The sequence below is a fragment of the Propioniciclava sp. LT432 genome (genome assembly GCF_059515965.1).
Window position 1 is genome coordinate 14,321 of sequence record NZ_JCAKNE010000038.1, and the last position, 19,548, is coordinate 33,868.

General features: G+C 66.5%; 13 protein-coding genes and 3 rRNA genes. 13 read left to right on the forward strand and 3 right to left on the reverse strand.

What is annotated here, in order from left to right:
* The first annotated feature begins 5 nt into the window (after positions 1-5).
* On the forward strand, positions 6-1,091 hold the full coding sequence (locus tag AC5YDV_RS17590; protein WP_282007194.1) for an FtsX-like permease family protein: 1,086 nt from the start codon (positions 6-8) through the stop codon (positions 1,089-1,091).
* 27 nt (positions 1,092-1,118) lie between these two features.
* Here AC5YDV_RS17590 and AC5YDV_RS17595 read toward each other — a convergent pair whose 3' ends face one another.
* The 3 genes from AC5YDV_RS17595 to nhaA form a co-directional block, all read right to left on the reverse strand.
* Positions 1,119-1,958: a serine/threonine-protein kinase gene (locus AC5YDV_RS17595; protein WP_496184851.1), complete on the reverse strand. Its 840-nt coding sequence runs from the start codon at positions 1,956-1,958 to the stop codon at positions 1,119-1,121.
* A gap of 146 nt (positions 1,959-2,104) precedes the next feature.
* Positions 2,105-3,511, reverse strand: a complete 1,407-nt coding sequence (locus AC5YDV_RS17600; protein WP_496184850.1) for an NAD-dependent malic enzyme — start codon at positions 3,509-3,511, stop codon at positions 2,105-2,107.
* Between the two features lie 55 nt (positions 3,512-3,566).
* A complete protein-coding gene (gene nhaA, locus AC5YDV_RS17605; protein WP_496184849.1) occupies positions 3,567-4,928 on the reverse strand; it encodes a Na+/H+ antiporter NhaA in 1,362 nt (453 codons plus the stop codon).
* Positions 4,929-5,063: 135 nt separating this feature from the next.
* On the opposite strand from nhaA, the gene AC5YDV_RS17610 reads away from it, so the two are divergent.
* From AC5YDV_RS17610 to rrf, 12 genes are all read left to right on the forward strand, one after another.
* On the forward strand, positions 5,064-5,630 hold the full coding sequence (locus AC5YDV_RS17610; RefSeq protein WP_496184848.1) for a TetR/AcrR family transcriptional regulator C-terminal domain-containing protein: 567 nt from the start codon (positions 5,064-5,066) through the stop codon (positions 5,628-5,630).
* Positions 5,627-6,280, forward strand: a complete 654-nt coding sequence (locus AC5YDV_RS17615; RefSeq protein ID WP_496184847.1) for a YdeI/OmpD-associated family protein — start codon at positions 5,627-5,629, stop codon at positions 6,278-6,280. Before AC5YDV_RS17610 ends, AC5YDV_RS17615 begins: the two co-directional genes overlap by 4 nt.
* A 43-nt stretch (positions 6,281-6,323) precedes the next feature.
* A complete protein-coding gene (gene argC, locus AC5YDV_RS17620) occupies positions 6,324-7,355 on the forward strand; it encodes an N-acetyl-gamma-glutamyl-phosphate reductase (protein WP_496184846.1) in 1,032 nt (343 codons plus the stop codon).
* Complete coding sequence (gene argJ, locus AC5YDV_RS17625) at positions 7,352-8,506, forward strand: bifunctional glutamate N-acetyltransferase/amino-acid acetyltransferase ArgJ (protein ID WP_496184845.1); 1,155 nt, start codon at positions 7,352-7,354, stop codon at positions 8,504-8,506. Before argC ends, argJ begins: the two co-directional genes overlap by 4 nt.
* Complete coding sequence (gene argB, locus AC5YDV_RS17630) at positions 8,503-9,402, forward strand: acetylglutamate kinase (RefSeq protein ID WP_496184844.1); 900 nt, start codon at positions 8,503-8,505, stop codon at positions 9,400-9,402. Before argJ ends, argB begins: the two co-directional genes overlap by 4 nt.
* Positions 9,399-10,580 (forward strand): acetylornithine transaminase, encoded by a 1,182-nt coding sequence (locus AC5YDV_RS17635; protein ID WP_496184843.1) that lies wholly within the window; start codon positions 9,399-9,401, stop codon positions 10,578-10,580. The genes argB and AC5YDV_RS17635 overlap by 4 nt, the downstream gene beginning before the upstream one ends.
* A complete protein-coding gene (locus AC5YDV_RS17640) occupies positions 10,577-11,065 on the forward strand; it encodes an arginine repressor (RefSeq protein ID WP_496184842.1) in 489 nt (162 codons plus the stop codon). Before AC5YDV_RS17635 ends, AC5YDV_RS17640 begins: the two co-directional genes overlap by 4 nt.
* Before the next feature lie 10 nt (positions 11,066-11,075).
* A complete protein-coding gene (gene argH / locus AC5YDV_RS17645) occupies positions 11,076-12,518 on the forward strand; it encodes an argininosuccinate lyase (protein ID WP_496184841.1) in 1,443 nt (480 codons plus the stop codon).
* 30 nt (positions 12,519-12,548) lie between these two features.
* Entirely contained in the window at positions 12,549-13,817 is a 1,269-nt protein-coding gene (tyrS, locus tag AC5YDV_RS17650; RefSeq protein WP_496184840.1) for a tyrosine--tRNA ligase, read from the forward strand.
* Between the two features lie 492 nt (positions 13,818-14,309).
* A 16S ribosomal RNA gene (locus AC5YDV_RS17655) occupies positions 14,310-15,822 on the forward strand.
* Between the two features lie 369 nt (positions 15,823-16,191).
* Positions 16,192-19,297: ribosomal RNA gene (locus AC5YDV_RS17660) — 23S ribosomal RNA — on the forward strand.
* A 125-nt stretch (positions 19,298-19,422) separates the two neighbouring features.
* A 5S ribosomal RNA gene (gene rrf, locus AC5YDV_RS17665) occupies positions 19,423-19,539 on the forward strand.
* Together the 16S, 23S and 5S rRNA genes form the textbook arrangement of a ribosomal RNA operon.
* Positions 19,540-19,548: the final 9 nt, after the last annotated feature.

The following is a 19,548-nucleotide window of genomic DNA, read 5'->3' on the forward strand; positions in this document are numbered from 1 at the left end:
AGCCCATGGCACTCATGCGCGAGGCCTGGGCGACCGCGTGGGCGGCCAAGGTGTCCTCCCTGCTGACCATCGTGGTGGTCGCCGCGATGTGCTTCGCCTCGATCGTGACGGTGGGCCGGTCCGCGTCGGCGGCGGCGGAGGTGGCCGCCCGCATGGAGCAGGCCGGCGCGCGCCGACTGTCGGTGGTCGACACCCGCGAAGGTGGCTTCATCAACCCGCGCACCCTCGGTGTGGTGGTCGAGGTCAGCACCGTCGAGTCCGCCAACGCGCTCGGTGCCCCGTTCGACGCCGTCAATGGGGTGATCGGACGCGGGGGAGAGAGGGTTCCGGTGTGGCCCGTGCTGGGCGATGTGGAGAACGTCGGGAGCCTCGTCCGTGGGCGCCTGCCGCAGCCGGGCGAGGCACTGGTGTCGGCCGACCGCCTGCGGGCGCTGAGCCTGGCCGAACCGGTGGGGTTCTTGCAGACCGTGGACGGCCTGTCGTCCTACCCCATCGTCGGTGCCTACCGGGCTCGTCCCCCGTTCGAGGATCTGGCGGCGGGAGGCCTCGTCGCCGCCCTGCCGGGAACCCCGGGACGCGAACTGCGCGTCGTCATCGACGATGTCACCTCCGCCGGGCCGACGGTGACCGCGATCCTGTCCACGTTGGCGCCGCCCGACGCCCAGGGCGTCCAGGTCGAGTCCCCTGCGGCCCTCGCCGAGACGGCGAAGGACCTCAACGCCCAGATGGCCGGGTTCGGCCGCACGTTGCTGTTGCTGATCCTCGCCGCGGGTGGCTTCTTCGTGGCGTCGGTGGTGCTGTCCGACGTCCTGATCCGCCGCCGTGACCTGGGGCGGCGCCGCACCCTGGGCATCTCACGGCCGGACCTCGTTGCCCTGGTGACGGTCCGGACCCTCGTCACGGCGCTCGTGGGCGGGCTGCTTGGTTGCGTGGGGGGTTGGGTGGTGAACTTGACCACCGGGTTCCCGACTCCGGTGGACTTCACCGCGGGCGTGGGCGTCCTCGCCGTGCTCGTCGCCGCGGTGGCTGCGTTGCCGCCGGCCACCTATGCCGCACAACTCGATCCCGTCAACGTGATGCGGACCCCCTGACGCGCGCAGTGACAGGCGAGCTTCGACTCAGCGTGGCGCGCGGGACACCACGGGCAGCGCCACCGTGGCGTCGTCGTCGACGACCGGTGCGATCGCCGGGGGGACGGCCACCGGCTCGCTCAGCATCTGCGCGATCAGCGCGGCGTCGGGGCGCTCGTCCGGCTCCTTGGCCAGGCACGCGAGGATGACCTCCCGGAGGTCGGACGGCGTGTCGTCCGGCAGCGCCGGCGGGTCGTCCTGGACGTGGGCCAGCGCGGTTGCGATGGGTGTGCCCTTGTCGAAGGGCTTCTGCGCGGTCAGCATCTCGTGCGCCAGCACGCCCAGCCCGTACACGTCCGTGGGCGGGCCCACCGTGTGGCCCAGGGCCTGCTCAGGGCTGAGGTAGTGCGCCGTGCCGAGCACCTGCCCGGTCAGCGTGCGCGCCTCGGCGTCGATCGAGCGGGCAATCCCGAAGTCCATCAACTGGGCCCGGTCGCCGTTGATCATCACGTTGGCCGGCTTGATGTCGCGGTGGATGATGCCGAGGCCGTGCGCGACCGCCAGCGCCGCGGCGAGCTGGCCGATGATGCGGCGGACGTCGGCGGGCGGTAGCGGGCCGAGCGACAACAAACCGCCCAGGGTCGGCCCGTCGACGAACTCCATGACGAGGAAGCACAGGCCGTCGACCTCGACGAAATCGTGGACGGCCACGGTGTTGGGGTGCTGCAGTTGGGCGGCGAAGCGCGCCTCGTCGCGGAAGCGTTCGGCCAAGGCCAACTCGTCCTGCGTGTGGGGGTGCATGATCTTGAGCGCGACCGTGCGGTCGAGCGTGTCGTCGTGGGCCTCCCACACCTGCCCCATACCGCCCGACGCCACGTGCCGGATCATGCGATAGCGCCCTGCGAGAACCAGCCCTGGACGAAGTCGTTCCATGTCCACCTCAGTCGTCCGGCCGGGTGCGAATCACAAGGCCTGACGCCCAGTGTACCGTCAGACCGGCCCGTTCCCGACCCGCCCTTGCCGCCTTCGACGCGTCAGAGCGGCCGGCACACCCCGTCCGCCTCGGCGGCGGCCCTGGCTGCGGCCGCGACCGCCGGTGCCACACGCTGGTCGAACGCCGAGGGGATGATGTACTGCGGGTGCAGTTCGTCGGCCACGACCTCCGCGATCGCGTGCGCGGCCGCCAGCTTCATGTTCTCGGTGATCTTCCGCGCGCGGGCGTCCAGTGCCCCCCGGAACATGCCGGGGAACGCGAGCACGTTGTTGATCTGGTTGGGGAAGTCGCTCCGACCCGTTGCGATGACCGCCGCGATGTCCTTGATCAGCTCCGGACGGATCTCCGGGTCGGGGTTGGCCATCGCGAAGACGATGGGATCGGGGGCCATCGCCCTCACGTCGTCCACGGTGAGCACGTTCGGGGCGGATAGGCCGACGAACACGTCGGCGCCGCCGATGACGTCCGAGATCGAGCCCTCCAGGTTCTCCGGATTGGTCACCTCCGCGAACCAGCGTTTGCTCGAGTCCAGGTCATCGCGTCCGGTGTGCACCACGCCGGCGTGGTCGACGCCGACGATGTGCTGGCAGCCCAGCGCCATGACCATCTTCATGACTGCGATCCCTGCGGCGCCCACGCCGGCGGTGACCAGCTTGATGTCGGCGATGTCCTTGTCGACGATCCGCAGTGCGTTGATCAGCGCGGCCACCACCACGATGGCCGTGCCGTGCTGGTCGTCGTGGAAGACCGGGATGTCCATGGACTCGGCCAGCCGTTCCTCGACCTCGAAGGCCCGCGGGGCGGAGATGTCCTCGAGGTTGATGCCGCCGAAGGTCGGCTCCAACTTCTGCACGAGGGAGACGATCTCGTCGGGGTCGGTGGTGTCGATGCAGATCGGGAACGCATCGACGCCGCCGAAGTGCTTGAAGAGCTGCGCCTTGCCCTCCATCACGGGCATCGCCGCCCGCGGCCCGATGTCGCCCAGCCCGAGCACCGCGGTGCCGTCGGAGACGATCGCGACGGTGTTCTTGCGGATGGTGTGGGTGAAGGACACGTCCGGATCCGCGGCGATCGCGCGGCACACGCGTGCCACCCCCGGGGTGTAGAGCATCGCGAGATCGTCCATGTCGGCGAGCGGGGACTTGGAGACCACCTCGACCTTGCCACCCTCGTGCAGGCTGTGCACGCGGTCGTCCCAGGCCAGGATGTCGACGCCCTCCAGTGCGCTGACCGCGGCGCGGACCTCCTCCTGGTGGGCGACGGAACTGCAGTAGACGGTCAGGTCGTCCTCGAGGTGGGCACCCTTCACGACGAAGCCGTCGAGGGCCACGATGTTGGCGCCGACACCTCCGATGGCGACGGCGACCTGGCCGAGCATGCCGGGTTCGTTCACCATGCGAACGCGGATCCGGACGGAGTAGGCGGGGGACGGGGTCTGTCGAGTCACGTCGCGAGGGTACCGAGGAAGCGGGCGCCCGTGTGCGGCTGACCGGATCGAGGCGTCAGTCGGGCTCCCGGGCCACGGACGGGTCGAGCGGAGCAACATCGAAGGCGTCCGGCAGCCCGTCGGCGTCGGAGTCCCGGCTCTCGGTCGACGACGCCCTGCGGTAGGCGCGGTTGCGCGGCACGAGGATCGTCGTCGCCAGCACGGCGGCCAGGACGGAGGCGAGCAGGATGCCCACCTTGGCCGCGTCCCCCGCGTCGCTGCCCAGGCCGAAGCTGAGCTCGCCGATCAGGAGGGAGACGGTGAAGCCGATCCCGGCGAGCAGGCCCACGCCGACCAGGTCGATCCAGCGGATCGTGGGGTCGAGGCGTGCCCCGCTCAGCTTGGTGACCAGGAAGGTCGAGGTGAGGATGCCGATCGGCTTGCCGAGCACGAGGCCGGCGATGACCCCCAGCGCCACGGGCGAGGAGGCGGCGTCCACGAGCCCGTCCCAGCCCCCGACGGCGACGCCGGCGGAGAAGAAGGCGAACACCGGCACGGCGAAGCCCGTCGACAGGGGCCGGTAGTTGTGCTCGAAGGTCATGGCCAGACCGTGCCCCGGCCCCGCCTGGGGGTCGCGGCGCCGGACGGGCGTGGCGATGCCGAGCAGCACCCCGGCGATGGTGGCATGGATGCCCGAGGCGTGCAGGAGTGCCCAGGCGGCGAAGGCGAGCGGCAGCAGGATGAGCCACGGAGCCCACCCGTGCTCGGCGAACCACCGGGGGAAACGCTGCACGAGGATCGTGTACAGGGCGGCCGGCACGAGGAAGAGGCCCAGGGCCGCGAGGTTGAGTTCGGTCGTGTAGAAGGCAGCGATGATCACGATGGCGATGAGGTCGTCGACCACCGCGAGGGTGAGGAGGAAGAGACGCAGCGCGCTGGGCAGGTGCGTCCCGATGATCGCGAGGACGGCCACGGCGAACGCGATGTCGGTCGCGGCAGGGATCGCCCACCCCCGGAGGGTCTCGGGGGAGCCGAGGTTGACCAGCGTGTACGTGAGCGCGGGCACGGCCACCCCTGCGGCGGCCGCGACCATGGGCACCAGCGCCTTGCGTGGATCGCGCAGGTCCCCGGCCACGAACTCGTGCTTGAGTTCGAGGCCGACCAGGAAGAAGAAGACCGCCAGGAGGCCGTCGGCCGCCCACGCGCCCAGGCTGAGGTCCAGGTGCAGTGCCGCGGGTCCGACCCGGACGTCGCGCAGGGCGAAGTAGGAATCGGCCACGGGGGAATTGGCCCAGACGATCGCGATGAGGGCGGCCGCCATCAGGAGCAGCCCGCCCGTGGTCTCGCGGCGCAAGAGTTCCCCGACGCGGAGGTGTTCGGCGTGGCTGCCGATCGACAGGATGCGTCGGGGTGAGGGCTGGGGCGGAGTGGTGGTCATGGGGCTCCCTGGGTCGCGATCAGAAACGCCGACCAGACTTCCCGGCACACCGGTGTCAACGGTACCGGACGCGGTGGGTCGACGTCTCCGGGGGCCTGCCGTCAGGAGCCCTTCCGGCTGGGTAGTCTGCCCCTCATGGCACTCTCCCTGTCCGTCGTCCTCGATGCCGCCCGGGGCATCCTCGACGTCGACGGCCTCGAGGGGCTGAGCATGCGTCGCGTCGCCGCGGCGCTGGACGTCCAGCCGGGTGCGCTCTACCACCATGTGCCCGACAAGCAGACGCTGCTGGCCGGGGTGGCCGACCTGATCCTGGGCGCGGTCGAGGAACCGATCGGCTTGTGGCGTGAGGCGGTGGAGGCGTGGGCGAGCAGCCTCCGGGCGACGCTGCTCGACCATCGCGACTCCGCGGAACTCGTCGCGACCGCGCGCGGGTTCCAGTTGTCGCGCCAGGACGCGACGAAGCATCCTACGACGCTGCTGGCCACGGCCGGGTTGAACGCAACCGAGGCGCGGGGGGCGGCGTCCGCCCTGCTCTACTTCGTGCTGGGACACGTCGCCGAGGAGCAGGCCCGATTGGACTGGGAGAGGTTCCACCCCTCCGATGAGCCCAGCGCCCGGGCGGCGGACGAGACGTTCGCCCTCGGCATCGGCCTCCTGCTCGACGGTGTGGAGTCGCGAAGGGTGAGCGAGGTGCGGCGATGATCGGACGTCTCGGGGGCACCCCTGAGCGGCCCGCCGTGTTCTTCGCCGACGCGGGTGAGTTCCGCGCGTGGCTGGAGCAGAACCATGCCACGGCGTCGGAACTGTGGATGGGCTTGGCCAAGAAGCACGTCTCTCCACGGGGCTTGACGTGGGGCGACGCCGTGCTGGAGGCCCTGTGCTTCGGGTGGATCGACTCGGTCGCCCAGCGCATCGACGACGACTTCACCCGGCAGCGCTGGACGCCCCGCAAGCCGTCCAGCACCTGGAGCAACATCAACGTCGCCCACGTCGAACGCCTGCTCGCCGCCGGCCGCATGACTCCCGCGGGTATCGCCGCGTTCGAGGCCCGGACGCCTGAACGCACGGGGACCTACTCCTTCGAGCAGGCAGTCCATGAGTTCGCGCCCGAACATGCCGCCGCCCTGGCGTGCGACCCCCGGGCGTCGGCCTTCTGGGCAGCCGCCACCGAGAGCTATCGGAGGGTCGCAACTCACTGGGTGAACAGCGCGAAGCGGCCGTCAACCCGTGACCAGCGCATGGCCGCCCTCGTGTCCGACTGCGCGGCAGGCCGCCTGATCCCATCCCAACGCTACGGCGGGGAGCCCAAGTGGGTTGCTCGGGCGCGTGAGGCCGCGCAAGCCGCCATGTGAGACAAGTTGGAATATGTATTCCAAGAGGGGCATAGTTATGCACATGAAGACGAAGGTTGCGGTCGCCGGGTGCACGGGTTATGCCGGAGGCGAGGTCCTGCGGCTCCTGCTGACGCGTGACGACATCGAGATCGGTGCGCTGACGGCGAAGTCCTCGGCCGGCAGCCGGCTGGGCGCCCACCAGCAGCACCTGACGCCCCTGCACGACCGCGAGGTCCTCGACACGACGGCGGAGAACCTGGCGGGCCACGACGTGGTGTTCCTCGCGCTCCCGCACGGGACGTCGGCCGAGGTGGCCGCGCAACTCGGTGAGGATGTCCTCGTCATTGACGCTGGCGCGGACTTCCGGTTGGAGTCGGCCGAGGAGTGGCGCACGTTCTACGGCACCGAGCACGCCGGGACGTGGCCGTACGGCCTGCCCGAGCTGCCCGGCCAGCGCGAGGTTCTGGCCGGCGCGAAGCACATCGCCGTGCCGGGCTGCTTCCCGACGACCGTCACCCTGGCCCTGGCGCCGGCGCTCACCGGCGGCATCGTGAACGGCCACGACGTGGTCGTCGTCGCCCCGACGGGTCCTTCGGGTGCCGGCAAGTCCCTCAAGACGCACCTGCTGGGCAGCGAGCTGATGGGCTCGGCGTCCGCCTACGGCGTCGGTGGGGTCCACCGCCACGTGCCCGAGATGCTGCAGAACTTCCGCAAGCTGGGGGCTCCCGCGCCGACGGTGTCGTTCACGCCGGTGCTCGTGCCGATGTCGCGGGGCATCTTGGCGACCGTGACCGCGCCGCTGGCCGCTCCCACCACGACGGACGCCGTCCGCGCCGCCTACGCGGCGGCCTGGGCCGACGAGCCGTTCGTCCACCTGCTGCCCGAGGGCCTGTGGCCCCAGACCCAGTCGGTGCTCGGCTCGAACCACGTCCACGTGCAGGTGGCCGTGGACGTCGCCGCCAACCGCCTCGTCGCCGTCGCCGCCCTCGACAACCTGACCAAGGGCACCGCCGGTGGGGCCATCCAGTCCATGAACATCGCCCTGGGCCTCCCCGAGACCCTCGGCCTGACCACGTTGGGAGTCGCGCCGTGAGCGTCACCGCAGCACAGGGCTTCATCGCCGCCGGCGTCCGAGCCGGCATCAAGGCGTCCGGCAACCACGACCTCGCGCTGGTGCGCAACGACGGCCCCAAGAAGGTCGCGTCCGGAGTCTTCACGTCGAACCGCTTCCAGGCCGCGCCGGTGGTCTGGTCGATTGACGCCCTGGCCGACGGCAGCCTCGACGCCGTCGTCCTGAACTCGGGCGGGGCGAACGCCTGCACCGGAGCCGACGGTCTGGCCGACGCGCGTGCGATGGCCGAGACCACGGCGTCCGCGTTGGGGACGACCGCCCAGCAGATCGCGGTCTGCTCGACCGGCCTCATCGGCGTCCGCCTCCCCATGGACGCCGTGCGCGGCGGCATCGCCGAGGCGGCCGCGGCCCTGTCGCCCGAGGGAGGCGCGGACGCCGCGCTGGCGATCATGACCACCGACACCGTGAGCAAGCAGGCGAGCACCACGAGCGAATCGGGCTGGACCGTGGGCGGCATGGCCAAGGGCGCCGGCATGCTCGCCCCCGCCCTGGCCACCATGCTCGTCGTCATCACCACCGACGCCGATCTCACCCCCGCCGAGGCGGACACCGCCCTGCGCGCTGCGACACGCCTGACGTTCGACCGCACGGACTCCGACGGCTGCATGTCGACCAACGACACCGTCCTGCTCCTGTCGAACGGGGCCTCGGGCGTCGCGCCCGACCTCGAGGAGTTCACGCACGCGCTCACCGGGGTGTGTGCCTCCCTGGCCCGCCAACTGCTCGCTGATGCGGAGGGGTCGAGCCACGACATCGCGGTCACGGTGGTGAACGCCGTGACCGAGGACGAGGCCCTCGACGTGGCCCGCTGCGTCACCCGGTCGAACCTCTTCAAGACCGCCATCTTCGGCAACGACCCCAACTGGGGGCGCGTGCTGGCCTCGGCGGGCACCTCCAAGGCGACGTTCGACCCCGACCAGGTGAGCGTGTCGTTCAACGGTGTCACGGTGTTCGACACCGGCGCCCTGGGGGAGGACCGCTCACTGGTGGACCTCGCGCCGCGCGAGGTGCGGGTCGAGATCGACCTGGCCGCGGGCCCGGCGTCCGCCACCGTCTGGACCAACGACCTGACGTACGACTACGTCAAGGAGAACGCGGAGTACAGCTCATGACCTACACGACGCGCACCGCCCAGGTGCAGGACGAGGCCTACGCCAAGGCGGGCGTCCTCGTCGAGGCACTGCCCTGGCTGACGAAGTACGCGGGCGCCACGATGGTGGTGAAGTACGGCGGCAACGCGATGGTGAGCGACGAGCTCAAGAGGGCGTTCGTGGAGGACATCGTCTTCCTGCGCCGCTGCGGGATCAAGCCGGTCGTCGTGCACGGCGGCGGGCCCCAGATCAACCAGATGCTCGATCGGCTCGGGATCACCAGCGAGTTCAAGGGCGGCCTGCGCGTCACCACCCCCGAGGCGATGGACGTCGTCCGGATGGTGCTCGTCGGCCAGGTCGGGCGCGAACTCGTGGGCCTGCTCAACGCCCACGGACCGCTGGCGGTCGGGATGTCCGGCGAGGACGGCGGCCTGTTCACGGCGCGGCGCCGCGGGACCGTCGTCGACGGTGAGGAGGTCGACCTCGGCCTGGTCGGCGAGGTGGCCGGCGTGGACACGTCGGCCATCACCGACCTGATCGAGGCGGGACGCATCCCCGTGGTCGCCTCGGTGTCCCCGGACGAGACCGGTGCGGTGCTCAACCTGAACGCCGACACCGCGGCCGCCGCCCTGGCGTCCGCCCTCGGGGCCGACCGCCTGATCATGCTGACCGACGTCGAGGGCCTCTACGCCCACTGGCCGAACACGGACGAGATCATCGCGTCCATCACCACCGAGGGGCTGCGTGAGCTGCTGCCGAGCCTGGCCAGCGGCATGATCCCGAAGATGGAGGCCTGCCTGGCCGCGGTCGAGGACGGCGTCCCGCTCGCCACGATCGTGGACGGGCGCAAGCCGCACTCCATCCTGCTGGAGATCTTCACGGACGAAGGCGTGGGCACGATGGTGGTGCCGGCATGAGCGCCACGGATGTCCTGGGCCGCTACGGCACCGCCCTGATGCACACGTTCGGCACGCCTCCGCGCGTGCTCGTGCGCGGCGAGGGTCCCTGGGTGTGGGACGCCGACGGCGCCCGCTACCTCGACCTGCTGGCCGGCATCGCCGTGAACTCGCTGGGCCACGCCCACCCGCGGCTCGTCGCGGCGATCGCCGACCAAGCGGGCCGGCTCATGCACATCTCCAACCTGTTCGCCTCCGAGCCCCAGGTGGAGCTGGCCGAGAAGCTGGACGCGCTGGTCTCGGGCGACTCCGGACGCGTGGCGCGCACCTTCCTGGCCAACTCGGGAACCGAGGCAAACGAGGCGGCGCTCAAGGCCACGCGCCTGACCGGACGCCCGCGCCTGATCGCCATGGAGGGTTCCTTCCACGGCAGGACGCTGGGAGCCCTCTCGGTCACCTCGACGGCCGCGTATCGGGAGCCCTTCGAGCCCCTGCCGGCCAACGTCACGTGGGTGCCGTTCGGCGACCTGGACGCGCTGGCCGCCGAGATGGGGGACGACGTCGCGGCCGTCGTCGTCGAGCCGATCCAGGGGGAGAGTGGCGCGGTCACGCCTCCCGAGGGCTGGCTCGCCGGTGTCCGGGACCTGTGCGACGCGCACGGGGCACTCCTGTGGCTGGACGAGGTCCAGACGGGGATCGGACGGACCGGTGAGTGGCTCGCGAGCCGGGCCGAGGGCGTCACGGGTGACCTGGTCACGCTGGCGAAGGGGCTGGGCGGCGGCTTCCCGATCGGTGCGTGTGTCGCGACAGGCGAGGCAGCGGCCCTGCTCCAGGCGGGACATCACGGATCCACCTTCGGCGGCAACCCGCTTGCGTCGCGGGCGGCACTCACGGTGCTGGATGTCATCGAGACGGACGGGCTGGTGGAGCACGCCCGGGAGACGGGCGCCTGGCTCGCCGGCGCGATCGAGGGCCTGGGCCTGCCCCAGGTCAGCCACGTCCGCGGACGGGGGTTGCTCCGAGGGATCGTCCTGAACCAGCCGAACGCCAAGGAGGTCTGGGCGGCGGCACTGGAAGCGGGCTTCCTGGTGAACGCGCCCCGTCCGGACGTGATCAGGCTCGCCCCACCGCTGGTCATCACGTCCGACGAGCTGCAGGGCTTCGTCGACGCGTTCCCGGAGTTGGTGGCAGCGACGTGACCGATCGTGCCGTGGGGACGTCCAAGGCGGCCCGCCAGGGTCGCATCGTGGAGTTGCTCACCCGGCAGACGATCCGCTCCCAGACCGAGCTCGCCGACCTGCTGGCCGACGAGGGCTTCGTGGTGACCCAGGGCACCCTGAGCAAGGACCTCGTCGACGTGGGCGCCATCCGGCTCCGTTCGGCCGCCGGGGACCTGACCTACGCCATTCGTGACGTGGAGGCCGCCGATCTGGGACGGGCCCATGCGAAGCTCGTGCGGCTGGCGTCCGAGCTGCTGCTGTCGGCGGAGGCCTCGGCGAATCTCGTCGTGGTCAAGACCCCGCCCGGGGCCGCTCAGTTCCTGGCCTCGGCCATCGACAAGGCCGGGCTGGACGCCGTCCTCGGTACGATCGCCGGGGATGATTCGATCCTGATCGTGAGCCGCGCGCCCGATGGCGGTGCCGCGCTGGCCGAAGACCTGCTCGCGCTCGGCGCGGGCGCATGAGAGGAATGCCATGACCGAGGCCGGCGAGGGACGACTCTGGGGCGGACGCTTCAGCGGGGGGCCCGCCGAGGCGATGTTCGCACTCAGCAAGTCGACGCAGTTCGACTGGCGGCTGGCGCACCACGACATCGCCGGCTCGAAGGCGCACGCGAAGGCGCTGCACGCCGCGGGGCTGCTGACCGACGACGAATTCGCGGGGATGCTCGAGGGGCTCTCCCGCCTGGACGCCGACGTGACGTCGGGAGTGTTCGTCGCGGCCGAGACGGACGAGGACGTCCACGGCGCCCTCGAACGCGGCCTCATGGATCGCGTCGGCCACGAGCTGGGTGGACGTCTGCGTGCCGGCCGCTCGCGCAACGACCAGATCGCGACCCTGATCCGCCGCTACCTCCGGGAGGAGTTGCGCGTCGTCGCGGCCGGCGTCCAGGAGGTCGTCGTGGCGCTGTCCGACCAGGCACGGACGCACCTCGGAGTGCCCATGCCGGGCCGGACGCACCTGCAGTCGGCCCAGCCCGTGCTCCTCTCCCACCACCTGCTGGCGCACGCGTGGCCGCTGCTGCGGGACATCGACCGCATCAAGGACCTCGACCGCCGCCTCGCCGTGTCGCCGTACGGATCGGCGGCCCTGGCGGGGACGTCACTGGGGCTCGACCCCGAGCTGGTCGCACGGGAGCTGGGCTTCTCCTCGTCGGTACCGAACTCCATCGACGGCACCGCCGCCCGCGACCTGGTCGCCGAGGCCGCCTTCATCCTCGCGATGATCGGCGTGGACCTCTCTCGGATCTCGGAGGAGGTCATCCTCTGGTCGACGGTCGAATTCGGCTTCGTGACGTTGGATGACGCCTGGTCGACGGGGTCGTCGATCATGCCGCAGAAGAAGAACCCCGACGTGGCTGAGCTGGCGCGAGGCAAGGCGGGCCGGCTCATCGGAAACCTGTCGGGCCTCATGGCGACGCTCAAGGGTTTGCCGCTGGCGTACAACCGCGATCTCCAGGAGGACAAGGAGCCGATCTTCGACGGCCTCGACCAGCTGCGCATCCTCCTGCCGGCGGTGGCGGGGATGATCGCCACGCTGAGGTTCCACCCGCAGCGGCTCGCCGCGCGCGCCCCCGAGGGCTTCTCATTGGCGACCGACGTCGCGGATTGGCTGGTCCGCCAGCGCGTCCCGTTCGCGGAGGCGCACGAGATCTCCGGCAAGGCCGTCCGGTACTGCGAGGGGAAGGGGATCGAGCTCCACGACCTCACCGCCGACGACCTGCCCGCCATCGATGAGCGGCTGGGGGCGGGCGTGTTGGACGTCCTCTCGGTGGAGGGCTCCATCAACGCGCGCAACGGACGCGGCGGGACGGCCCGCACGCAGGTGGAGGACGTGCAACTGCCGGAGGTGGAGGACGCCCTGCGGGCGGTCACGGCTTGGATCGGGTCTGACGGGACCGCGAACTCCCAGGGGTGACGCGGACGCCGTCCGCTAGGGTTGCCCTTCGTGAACGCAGTGATCGAAGAGCTCTCCTGGCGCGGGTTGATCGCCCACTCCACCGACCTGGACGCCCTGGGCGCCCACCTCGACGAGGGTCCGATCACCTCCTATGTGGGTTTCGACCCGACGGCGCCGTCCATCCACATGGGCAACCTGGTGCAAGTCATGGTGCAGCGCGCGCTGCAGCGCGCCGGGCACAAGCCCATCCTGCTGGTGGGCGGGTCGACCGGCCTGATCGGTGACCCCAAGCAGGCGGGCGAGCGTGTCATGAACGACGTCGACGTCGTGGCGGGCTGGGTGGAACGGATCCGCTCCCAGGTGGGGCGCCTCATCGAACTCGACGGCCCGAACGCGGCGACGCTTGTCAACAACCTGGACTGGACGTCCGGGATCTCGGCGTTGGACTTCCTGCGCGATGTGGGCAAGCACTTCTCGGTGAACCGCATGCTCGACCGGGAGGTCGTCAGGAGCCGCCTCGAATCGGGTATCAGCTACACCGAGTTCAGCTACGTCCTGCTGCAGTCCTTGGACTACCGAGAGCTGTACCGCCGTCACGGCGTGACCCTGCAGACCGGCGGCTCCGACCAGTGGGGCAACCTCACCGCAGGTGTGGACCTGATCCGCCGCTCGGACGGGGCGCGCGTGCACGCTCTGGCCACGCCCCTGCTGACCAAGGCGGACGGGACCAAGTTCGGCAAGACCGAGTCAGGCACCGTGTGGCTCGATCCTGAGATGACCTCGCCGTACTCCTTCCACCAGTACTTCCTGAACGCCGAGGACGCCATGGTCGTGTCCTACCTCAAGGTGTTCAGCGAGCGTTCCCGCGACGAGATCGCCGAGATTGAGGCCCAACAACAGGGGAAGCCGTTCCTTCGGGTCGCCCAGCGCGCCCTCGCCGATGACATCACCGACCTGGTGCACGGCGTTGCGGAGCGGCGGTCCGCCGAGGCCGCCGCGGCCGCCCTCTTCGGACGGTCCGAGCTGCGCGAGCTGGACGGCCGGACCCTCGCGTCCGTCGCCAAGGAACTCGGGGCACCGCGACTCGAGGCGGGGGAGGAACTCCCAACCGTGGTCGACCTGCTGGCCGAGTCCGGGGTGGTCGACAGCAAGTCGGCCGCCCGGCGCGCCGTCCAGGAGGGGGGCGCCTACCTCAACAACGAGAAGGTGACCGACGTGGACGCCGTGCTTGCCCCGGACGACCTGCTGGACGGCCGCTGGGCGATCGTGCGGCGCGGCAAGAAGACGGTGGGCGCCGTGGAGGTGGTTCGGGGCTGAAGTGGTCTGTGACAAGGTCGGACGCCGCGGGCTTGCCCCTGATTTTGTGTCGGCGCCGATCCCGTGTAATGTTTATCGAGCGCTCGGGGGGCGGACGGAGGGGCCAAGGCCACGAAGTACGAACCGCGGGCAGGAGCCCAAAACCAACGATGAACCTCCTTCGGGAGTGGCGTCAGCGTGAGGATTCCTGGAGAGGGAAATCACCGATTTGACTCGGTGAAAATCTCTGTTTAAGGTAGATCGAGTGCCCCGCGGGGATTGCTTCCGAAATGGAGCGTGGCCCGTGGTGTGTGTCGGAAGTTTGAGAACTCAACAGCGTGCTTAGGTCAATGCCAGTGGCTATGACATCTTTTGGGGTGTTGTGGTTCATTTTTTGCACACATAACCTTTGGTTTTTGTGTGTCCTCGTTGTCAGTTTTGGCTGACACTTTGAGTGATTGATTGATTGCCAACTTTTGGGTTGGTTTGTCAGTGTGATTGCTTTCCAGTTTTTCGATGGAGAGTTTGATCCTGGCTCAGGACGAACGCTGGCGGCGTGCTTAACACATGCAAGTCGAACGGATCATCAAACTTGTTTGGTGGTTAGTGGCGAACGGGTGAGTAACACGTGAGTAACCTGCCCTTCACTGTGGGATAACGAGGAGAAATTCTTGCTAATACCGCATATTCAGATGTCTTCGCATGGGGGTGTTTGGAAAGTTTTTTCGGTGGGGGATGGACTCGCGGCCTATCAGCTTGTTGGTGGGGTAGTGGCCTACCAAGGCTTTGACGGGTAGCCGGCCTGAGAGGGCGACCGGCCACACTGGGACTGAGATACGGCCCAGACTCCTACGGGAGGCAGCAGTGGGGAATATTGCACAATGGGCGGAAGCCTGATGCAGCAACGCCGCGTGCGGGATGACGGCCTTCGGGTTGTAAACCGCTTTCACCAGGGGCGAATTTGACGGTACCTGGAGAAGAAGCACCGGCTAACTACGTGCCAGCAGCCGCGGTGATACGTAGGGTGCGAGCGTTGTCCGGATTTATTGGGCGTAAAGAGCTCGTAGGTGGTTTGTTGCGTCGGATGTGAAAACAGACAGCTTAACTGTGTGCTTGCATTCGATACGGGCAGACTTGAGGGATGTAGGGGAGAACGGAATTCCTGGTGGAGCGGTGGAATGCGCAGATATCAGGAGGAACACCGGTGGCGAAGGCGGTTCTCTGGACATTTCCTGACGCTGAGGAGCGAAAGCGTGGGGAGCGAACAGGCTTAGATACCCTGGTAGTCCACGCCGTAAACGGTGGGCACTAGGTGTGGGGGACTTCCACGTTCTCCGTGCCGTAGCTAACGCATTAAGTGCCCCGCCTGGGGAGTACGGCCGCAAGGCTAAAACTCAAAGGAATTGACGGGGGCCCGCACAAGCGGCGGAGCATGCGGATTAATTCGATGCAACGCGAAGAACCTTACCTGGGTTTGACATGCACCAGACGACAGCAGAGATGTTGTTTCCTTCGGGCTGGTGTGCAGGTGGTGCATGGCTGTCGTCAGCTCGTGTCGTGAGATGTTGGGTTAAGTCCCGCAACGAGCGCAACCCTCGTCCTATGTTGCCAGCGGGTTATGCCGGGAACTCATGGGAGACTGCCGGGGTCAACTCGGAGGAAGGTGGGGATGACGTCAAGTCATCATGCCCCTTATGTCCAGGGCTTCACGCATGCTACAATGGCTGGTACAAAGTGTTGCGATCCCGTGAGGGTGAGCGAATCACGTAAAGCCAGTCTCAGTTCGGATTGGGGTCTGCAACTCGACCCCATGAAGTCGGAGTCGCTAGTAATCGCAGATCAGCATTGCTGCGGTGAATACGTTCCCGGGCCTTGTACACACCGCCCGTCAAGTCATGAAAGTCGGTAACACCCGAAGCCGGTGGCCCAACCCTTGTGGAGGGAGCTGTCGAAGGTGGGATCGGTAATTAGGACTAAGTCGTAACAAGGTAGCCGTACCGGAAGGTGCGGCTGGATCACCTCCTTTCTAGGGAGCCTCTGTGCCTCATCCACCGTCACGGGTGGGGGGTCGTCCTCGTTCACATCCGAGTGTGGTGTGCGGGGCGGGGTGACTGAATTGTGGATGGTGTTGACCGAGTCCCGGCCAGGGATGAGCGCTTCGTGTCTAGTACTGCACCGTGTGGTGTGTGGAACGGGTGGGGTGTTCGGAGTCTGGTGGGGGCGGTGGCACGTTGTTGGGTTCTGGGACTTCCGCCGTGGTTTGGTGGGTGTCGCAACGATGATGCCAGGGTTTGGTCCCCAGTTTGGGGGTTGGGTTCTGGTGTTTGTTTGTTGTTTGAGAATTGTATAGTGGACGCGAGCATCTTTGTAGATTTTGTTGATCGTTTTTGTTTGGTGACAAGCTACTAAGGGCGGTCGGTGGATGCCTTGGCATCAAGAGCCGATGAAGGACGTTGTAACCTGCGATAAGCCATGGGGAGCTGGTAAACGAGCTTTGATCCGTGGATTTCCGAATAGGGAAACCTCGAATGACCCGAGTTGTGTCGGGCGACCTCATCCTGAATATATAGGGGTGTTGGAGGGAACGTGGGGAAGTGAAACATCTCAGTACCCACAGGAAGAGAAAACAATTGTGATTCCGTGAGTAGTGGCGAGCGAAAGCGGAAGAGGCCAAACCTGGCGTGTGTGATAGCTGGCAGGCGTTGCACGTTGGGGGTTGTGGGGCCGACTCGGGAGGGCTGCTGATCTCCCATCGAGTGATAAAGCAAACATGAAGCTGAAACACCTGGGAGGGTGTACCAGAGTGCGTGACAGTCGTGTAGGCGTATGTGTTTGCCTCGTTGTCGTTACCCCAAGTAGCACGGAACCCCTGAAATTCTGTGTGAATCCGGCGGGACCACCCGTCAAGCCTAAATACTCCTTGATGACCGATAGCGGACAAGTACCGTGAGGGAAAGGTGAAAAGTACCCCGGGAGGGGAGTGAAATAGTACCTGAAACCGACCGCCTACAATCCGTCGGAGCCTCTTTGTGGGGTGACGGCGTGCCTTTTGAAGAATGAGCCTGCGAGTCAGTGCTCGGTGGCGAGGTTAACCCGTGTGGGGGAGCCGTAGCGAAAGCGAGTCCGAATAGGGCGTTTGAGTCGCCGGGTCTGGACCCGAAGCGGAGTGATCTATCCATGGCCAGGTTGAAGCGACGGTAAGACGTCGTGGAGGACCGAACCCACTTGGGTTGAAAACCGAGGGGATGAGCTGTGGATAGGGGTGAAAGGCCAATCAAACTCCGTGATAGCTGGTTCTCCCCGAAATGCATTTAGGTGCAGCGTCGCCTGTTTCTTGCCGGAGGTAGAGCACTGGATGGTCTAGGGGGCCCACAAGCTTACCGAAATCAGCCAAACTCCGAATGCCGGTAAGTGAAGGGCGGCAGTGAGACTGTGGGGGATAAGCTTCATAGTCGAGAGGGAAACAGCCCAGATCACCAGCTAAGGCCCCTAAGGGACTGCTAAGTGGAAAAGGATGTGGAGTTGCGAAGACAACCAGGAGGTTGGCTTGGAAGCAGCCACCCTTGAAAGAGTGCGTAATAGCTCACTGGTCAAGTGATTCTGCGCCGACAATGTAGCGGGGCTCAAGCAGTCCGCCGAAGCTGTGGCAATCATGCGTGTACCTGCCTTCGGGCCAGGTGTGTGGTTGGGTAGGGGAGCGTCGTGTGTGCTGTGAAGCGGCGGGGTGACCCAGTCGTGGAGTGCACACGAGTGAGAATGCAGGCATGAGTAGCGAAAGACGGGTGGGAAACCCGTCCGCCGAATATCCAAGGGTTCCAGGGTCAAGCTAATCTGCCCTGGGTGAGTCGGGACCTAAGGCGAGGCCGACAGGCGTAGTCGATGGACAACCAGTTGATATTCTGGTACCGGCGAAGCAACGCCCGTGTCGAGGCCGGTGATACTAAGCACGCGAGGCCTTCCGTGGTGCCCTTCGGGGTGTCTGGTTGGTTGAGTCTGTGACCTGAGCCGGTAGTAGGCAAGCTGCGGAGGGACGCAGGAAGGTAGCCCATCCCACGCGATGGTTGTCGTGGGCTAAGCGTGTAGGCCGGCACATTGGCAAATCCGTGTGCTGTGTGGTTGAGACGTGATGGCACTGGGGACTTGTCCCTGGTGTGGGTGATCCTATGCTGCCTAGAAAAGCTTCGTGAGCGAGTTGTGAGCCGCCCGTACCCCAAACCGACACAGGTGGATAGGTAGAGAATACCAAGGCGATCGAGAGAATCGTGGTGAAGGAACTCGGCAAAATACCCCCGTAACTTCGGGATAAGGGGGACCTGATCCGTCAACTGCCTTGCGCAGGGTAGCGGTGAGGGTCGCAGAGACCAGGCCCAAGCGACTGTTTACTAAAAACACAGGTCCGTGCGAAGTTGAAAGACGATGTATACGGACTGACTCCTGCCCGGTGCTGGAAGGTTAAGGGGAACTGTTAGCGCAAGCGAAGCGGTGAACTTAAGCCCCAGTAAACGGCGGTGGTAACTATAACCATCCTAAGGTAGCGAAATTCCTTGTCGGGTAAGTTCCGACCTGCACGAATGGAGTAACGATTTGGGCGCTGTCTCCACCACGAACTCGGCGAAATTGCATTACGAGTAAAGATGCTCGTTACGCGCAGCAGGACGGAAAGACCCCGGGACCTTTACTATAGTTTGGTATTGGTGATCGGTACGACTTGTGTAGGATAGGTGGGAGACTTTGAAGCTGTCACGCCAGTGATGGTGGAGTCATCGTTGAAATACCACTCTGGTCGTTCTGGTTATCTAACCTCGGACCCTGATCGGGTTCAGGGACAGTGCCTGATGGGTAGTTTGACTGGGGCGGTCGCCTCCCAAAAGGTAACGGAGGCGCCCAAAGGTTCCCTCAGCCTGGTTGGCAATCAGGTGTTGAGTGTAAGTGCACAAGGGAGCTTGACTGTGAGACAGACATGTCGAGCAGGGACGAAAGTCGGGACTAGTGATCTGACGGTGGCGTGTGGAAGCGCCGTCACTCAACGGATAAAAGGTACCCCGGGGATAACAGGCTGATCTTGCCCGAGCGTCCATAGCGACGGCATGGTTTGGCACCTCGATGTCGGCTCGTCGCATCCTGGGGCTGGAGTCGGTCCCAAGGGTTGGGCTGTTCGCCCATTAAAGCGGCACGCGAGCTGGGTTTAGAACGTCGTGAGACAGTTCGGTCCCTATCCGCTGCGCGCGTTAGAGTCTTGAGAAGGGCTGTCCTTAGTACGAGAGGACCGGGACGGACCAACCTCTGGTGTGCCAGTTGTCCTGCCAAGGGCACGGCTGGTTGGCTACGTTGGGAAATGATAACCGCTGAAAGCATCTAAGCGGGAAGCACGCTTCAAGATGAGGACTCTCACCACCTTGAGTGGGTAAGGCCCCCTACAGACCATGGGGTTGATAGGCCAGATGTGGAAGCACAGTAATGTGTGGAGCTGACTGGTACTAATAGGCCGAGGGCTTGTCACTACACCAAACAGTGACGAGACCCAACAATATCTGCTAACGCTCGCGTCCACTATACGATATCTTGACCAGCAAACAGTTGGTTGTTTCCCCCCACACCCAGGTGTGGGACGACAATTACAGATTGTTTCGGTGGCCATTGCGCAAGGGAAACGCCCGGTCCCATTCCGAACCCGGAAGCTAAGCCTTGCAGCGCCGATGGTACTGCACTCGCGAGGGTGTGGGAGAGTAGGACACCGCCGAACACACCCCCC

Bases quoted from the DNA above. Each gene is read 5' to 3' on its own strand.
- AC5YDV_RS17635 (WP_496184843.1), top strand. From the start codon at position 9,399: ATGAGCGCCACGGATGTCCTGGGCCGCTACGGCACCGCCCTGATGCAC.
- argC (WP_496184846.1), top strand. From the start codon at position 6,324: ATGAAGACGAAGGTTGCGGTCGCCGGGTGCACGGGTTATGCCGGAGGC.
- AC5YDV_RS17595 (WP_496184851.1), bottom strand. From the start codon at position 1,958: ATGATCCGGCACGTGGCGTCGGGCGGTATGGGGCAGGTGTGGGAGGCC.
- AC5YDV_RS17590 (WP_282007194.1), top strand. From the start codon at position 6: ATGGCACTCATGCGCGAGGCCTGGGCGACCGCGTGGGCGGCCAAGGTG.
- argH (WP_496184841.1), top strand. From the start codon at position 11,076: ATGACCGAGGCCGGCGAGGGACGACTCTGGGGCGGACGCTTCAGCGGG.
- AC5YDV_RS17615 (WP_496184847.1), top strand. From the start codon at position 5,627: ATGATCGGACGTCTCGGGGGCACCCCTGAGCGGCCCGCCGTGTTCTTC.
- argB (WP_496184844.1), top strand. From the start codon at position 8,503: ATGACCTACACGACGCGCACCGCCCAGGTGCAGGACGAGGCCTACGCC.
- nhaA (WP_496184849.1), bottom strand. From the start codon at position 4,928: ATGACCACCACTCCGCCCCAGCCCTCACCCCGACGCATCCTGTCGATC.
- AC5YDV_RS17610 (WP_496184848.1), top strand. From the start codon at position 5,064: ATGGCACTCTCCCTGTCCGTCGTCCTCGATGCCGCCCGGGGCATCCTC.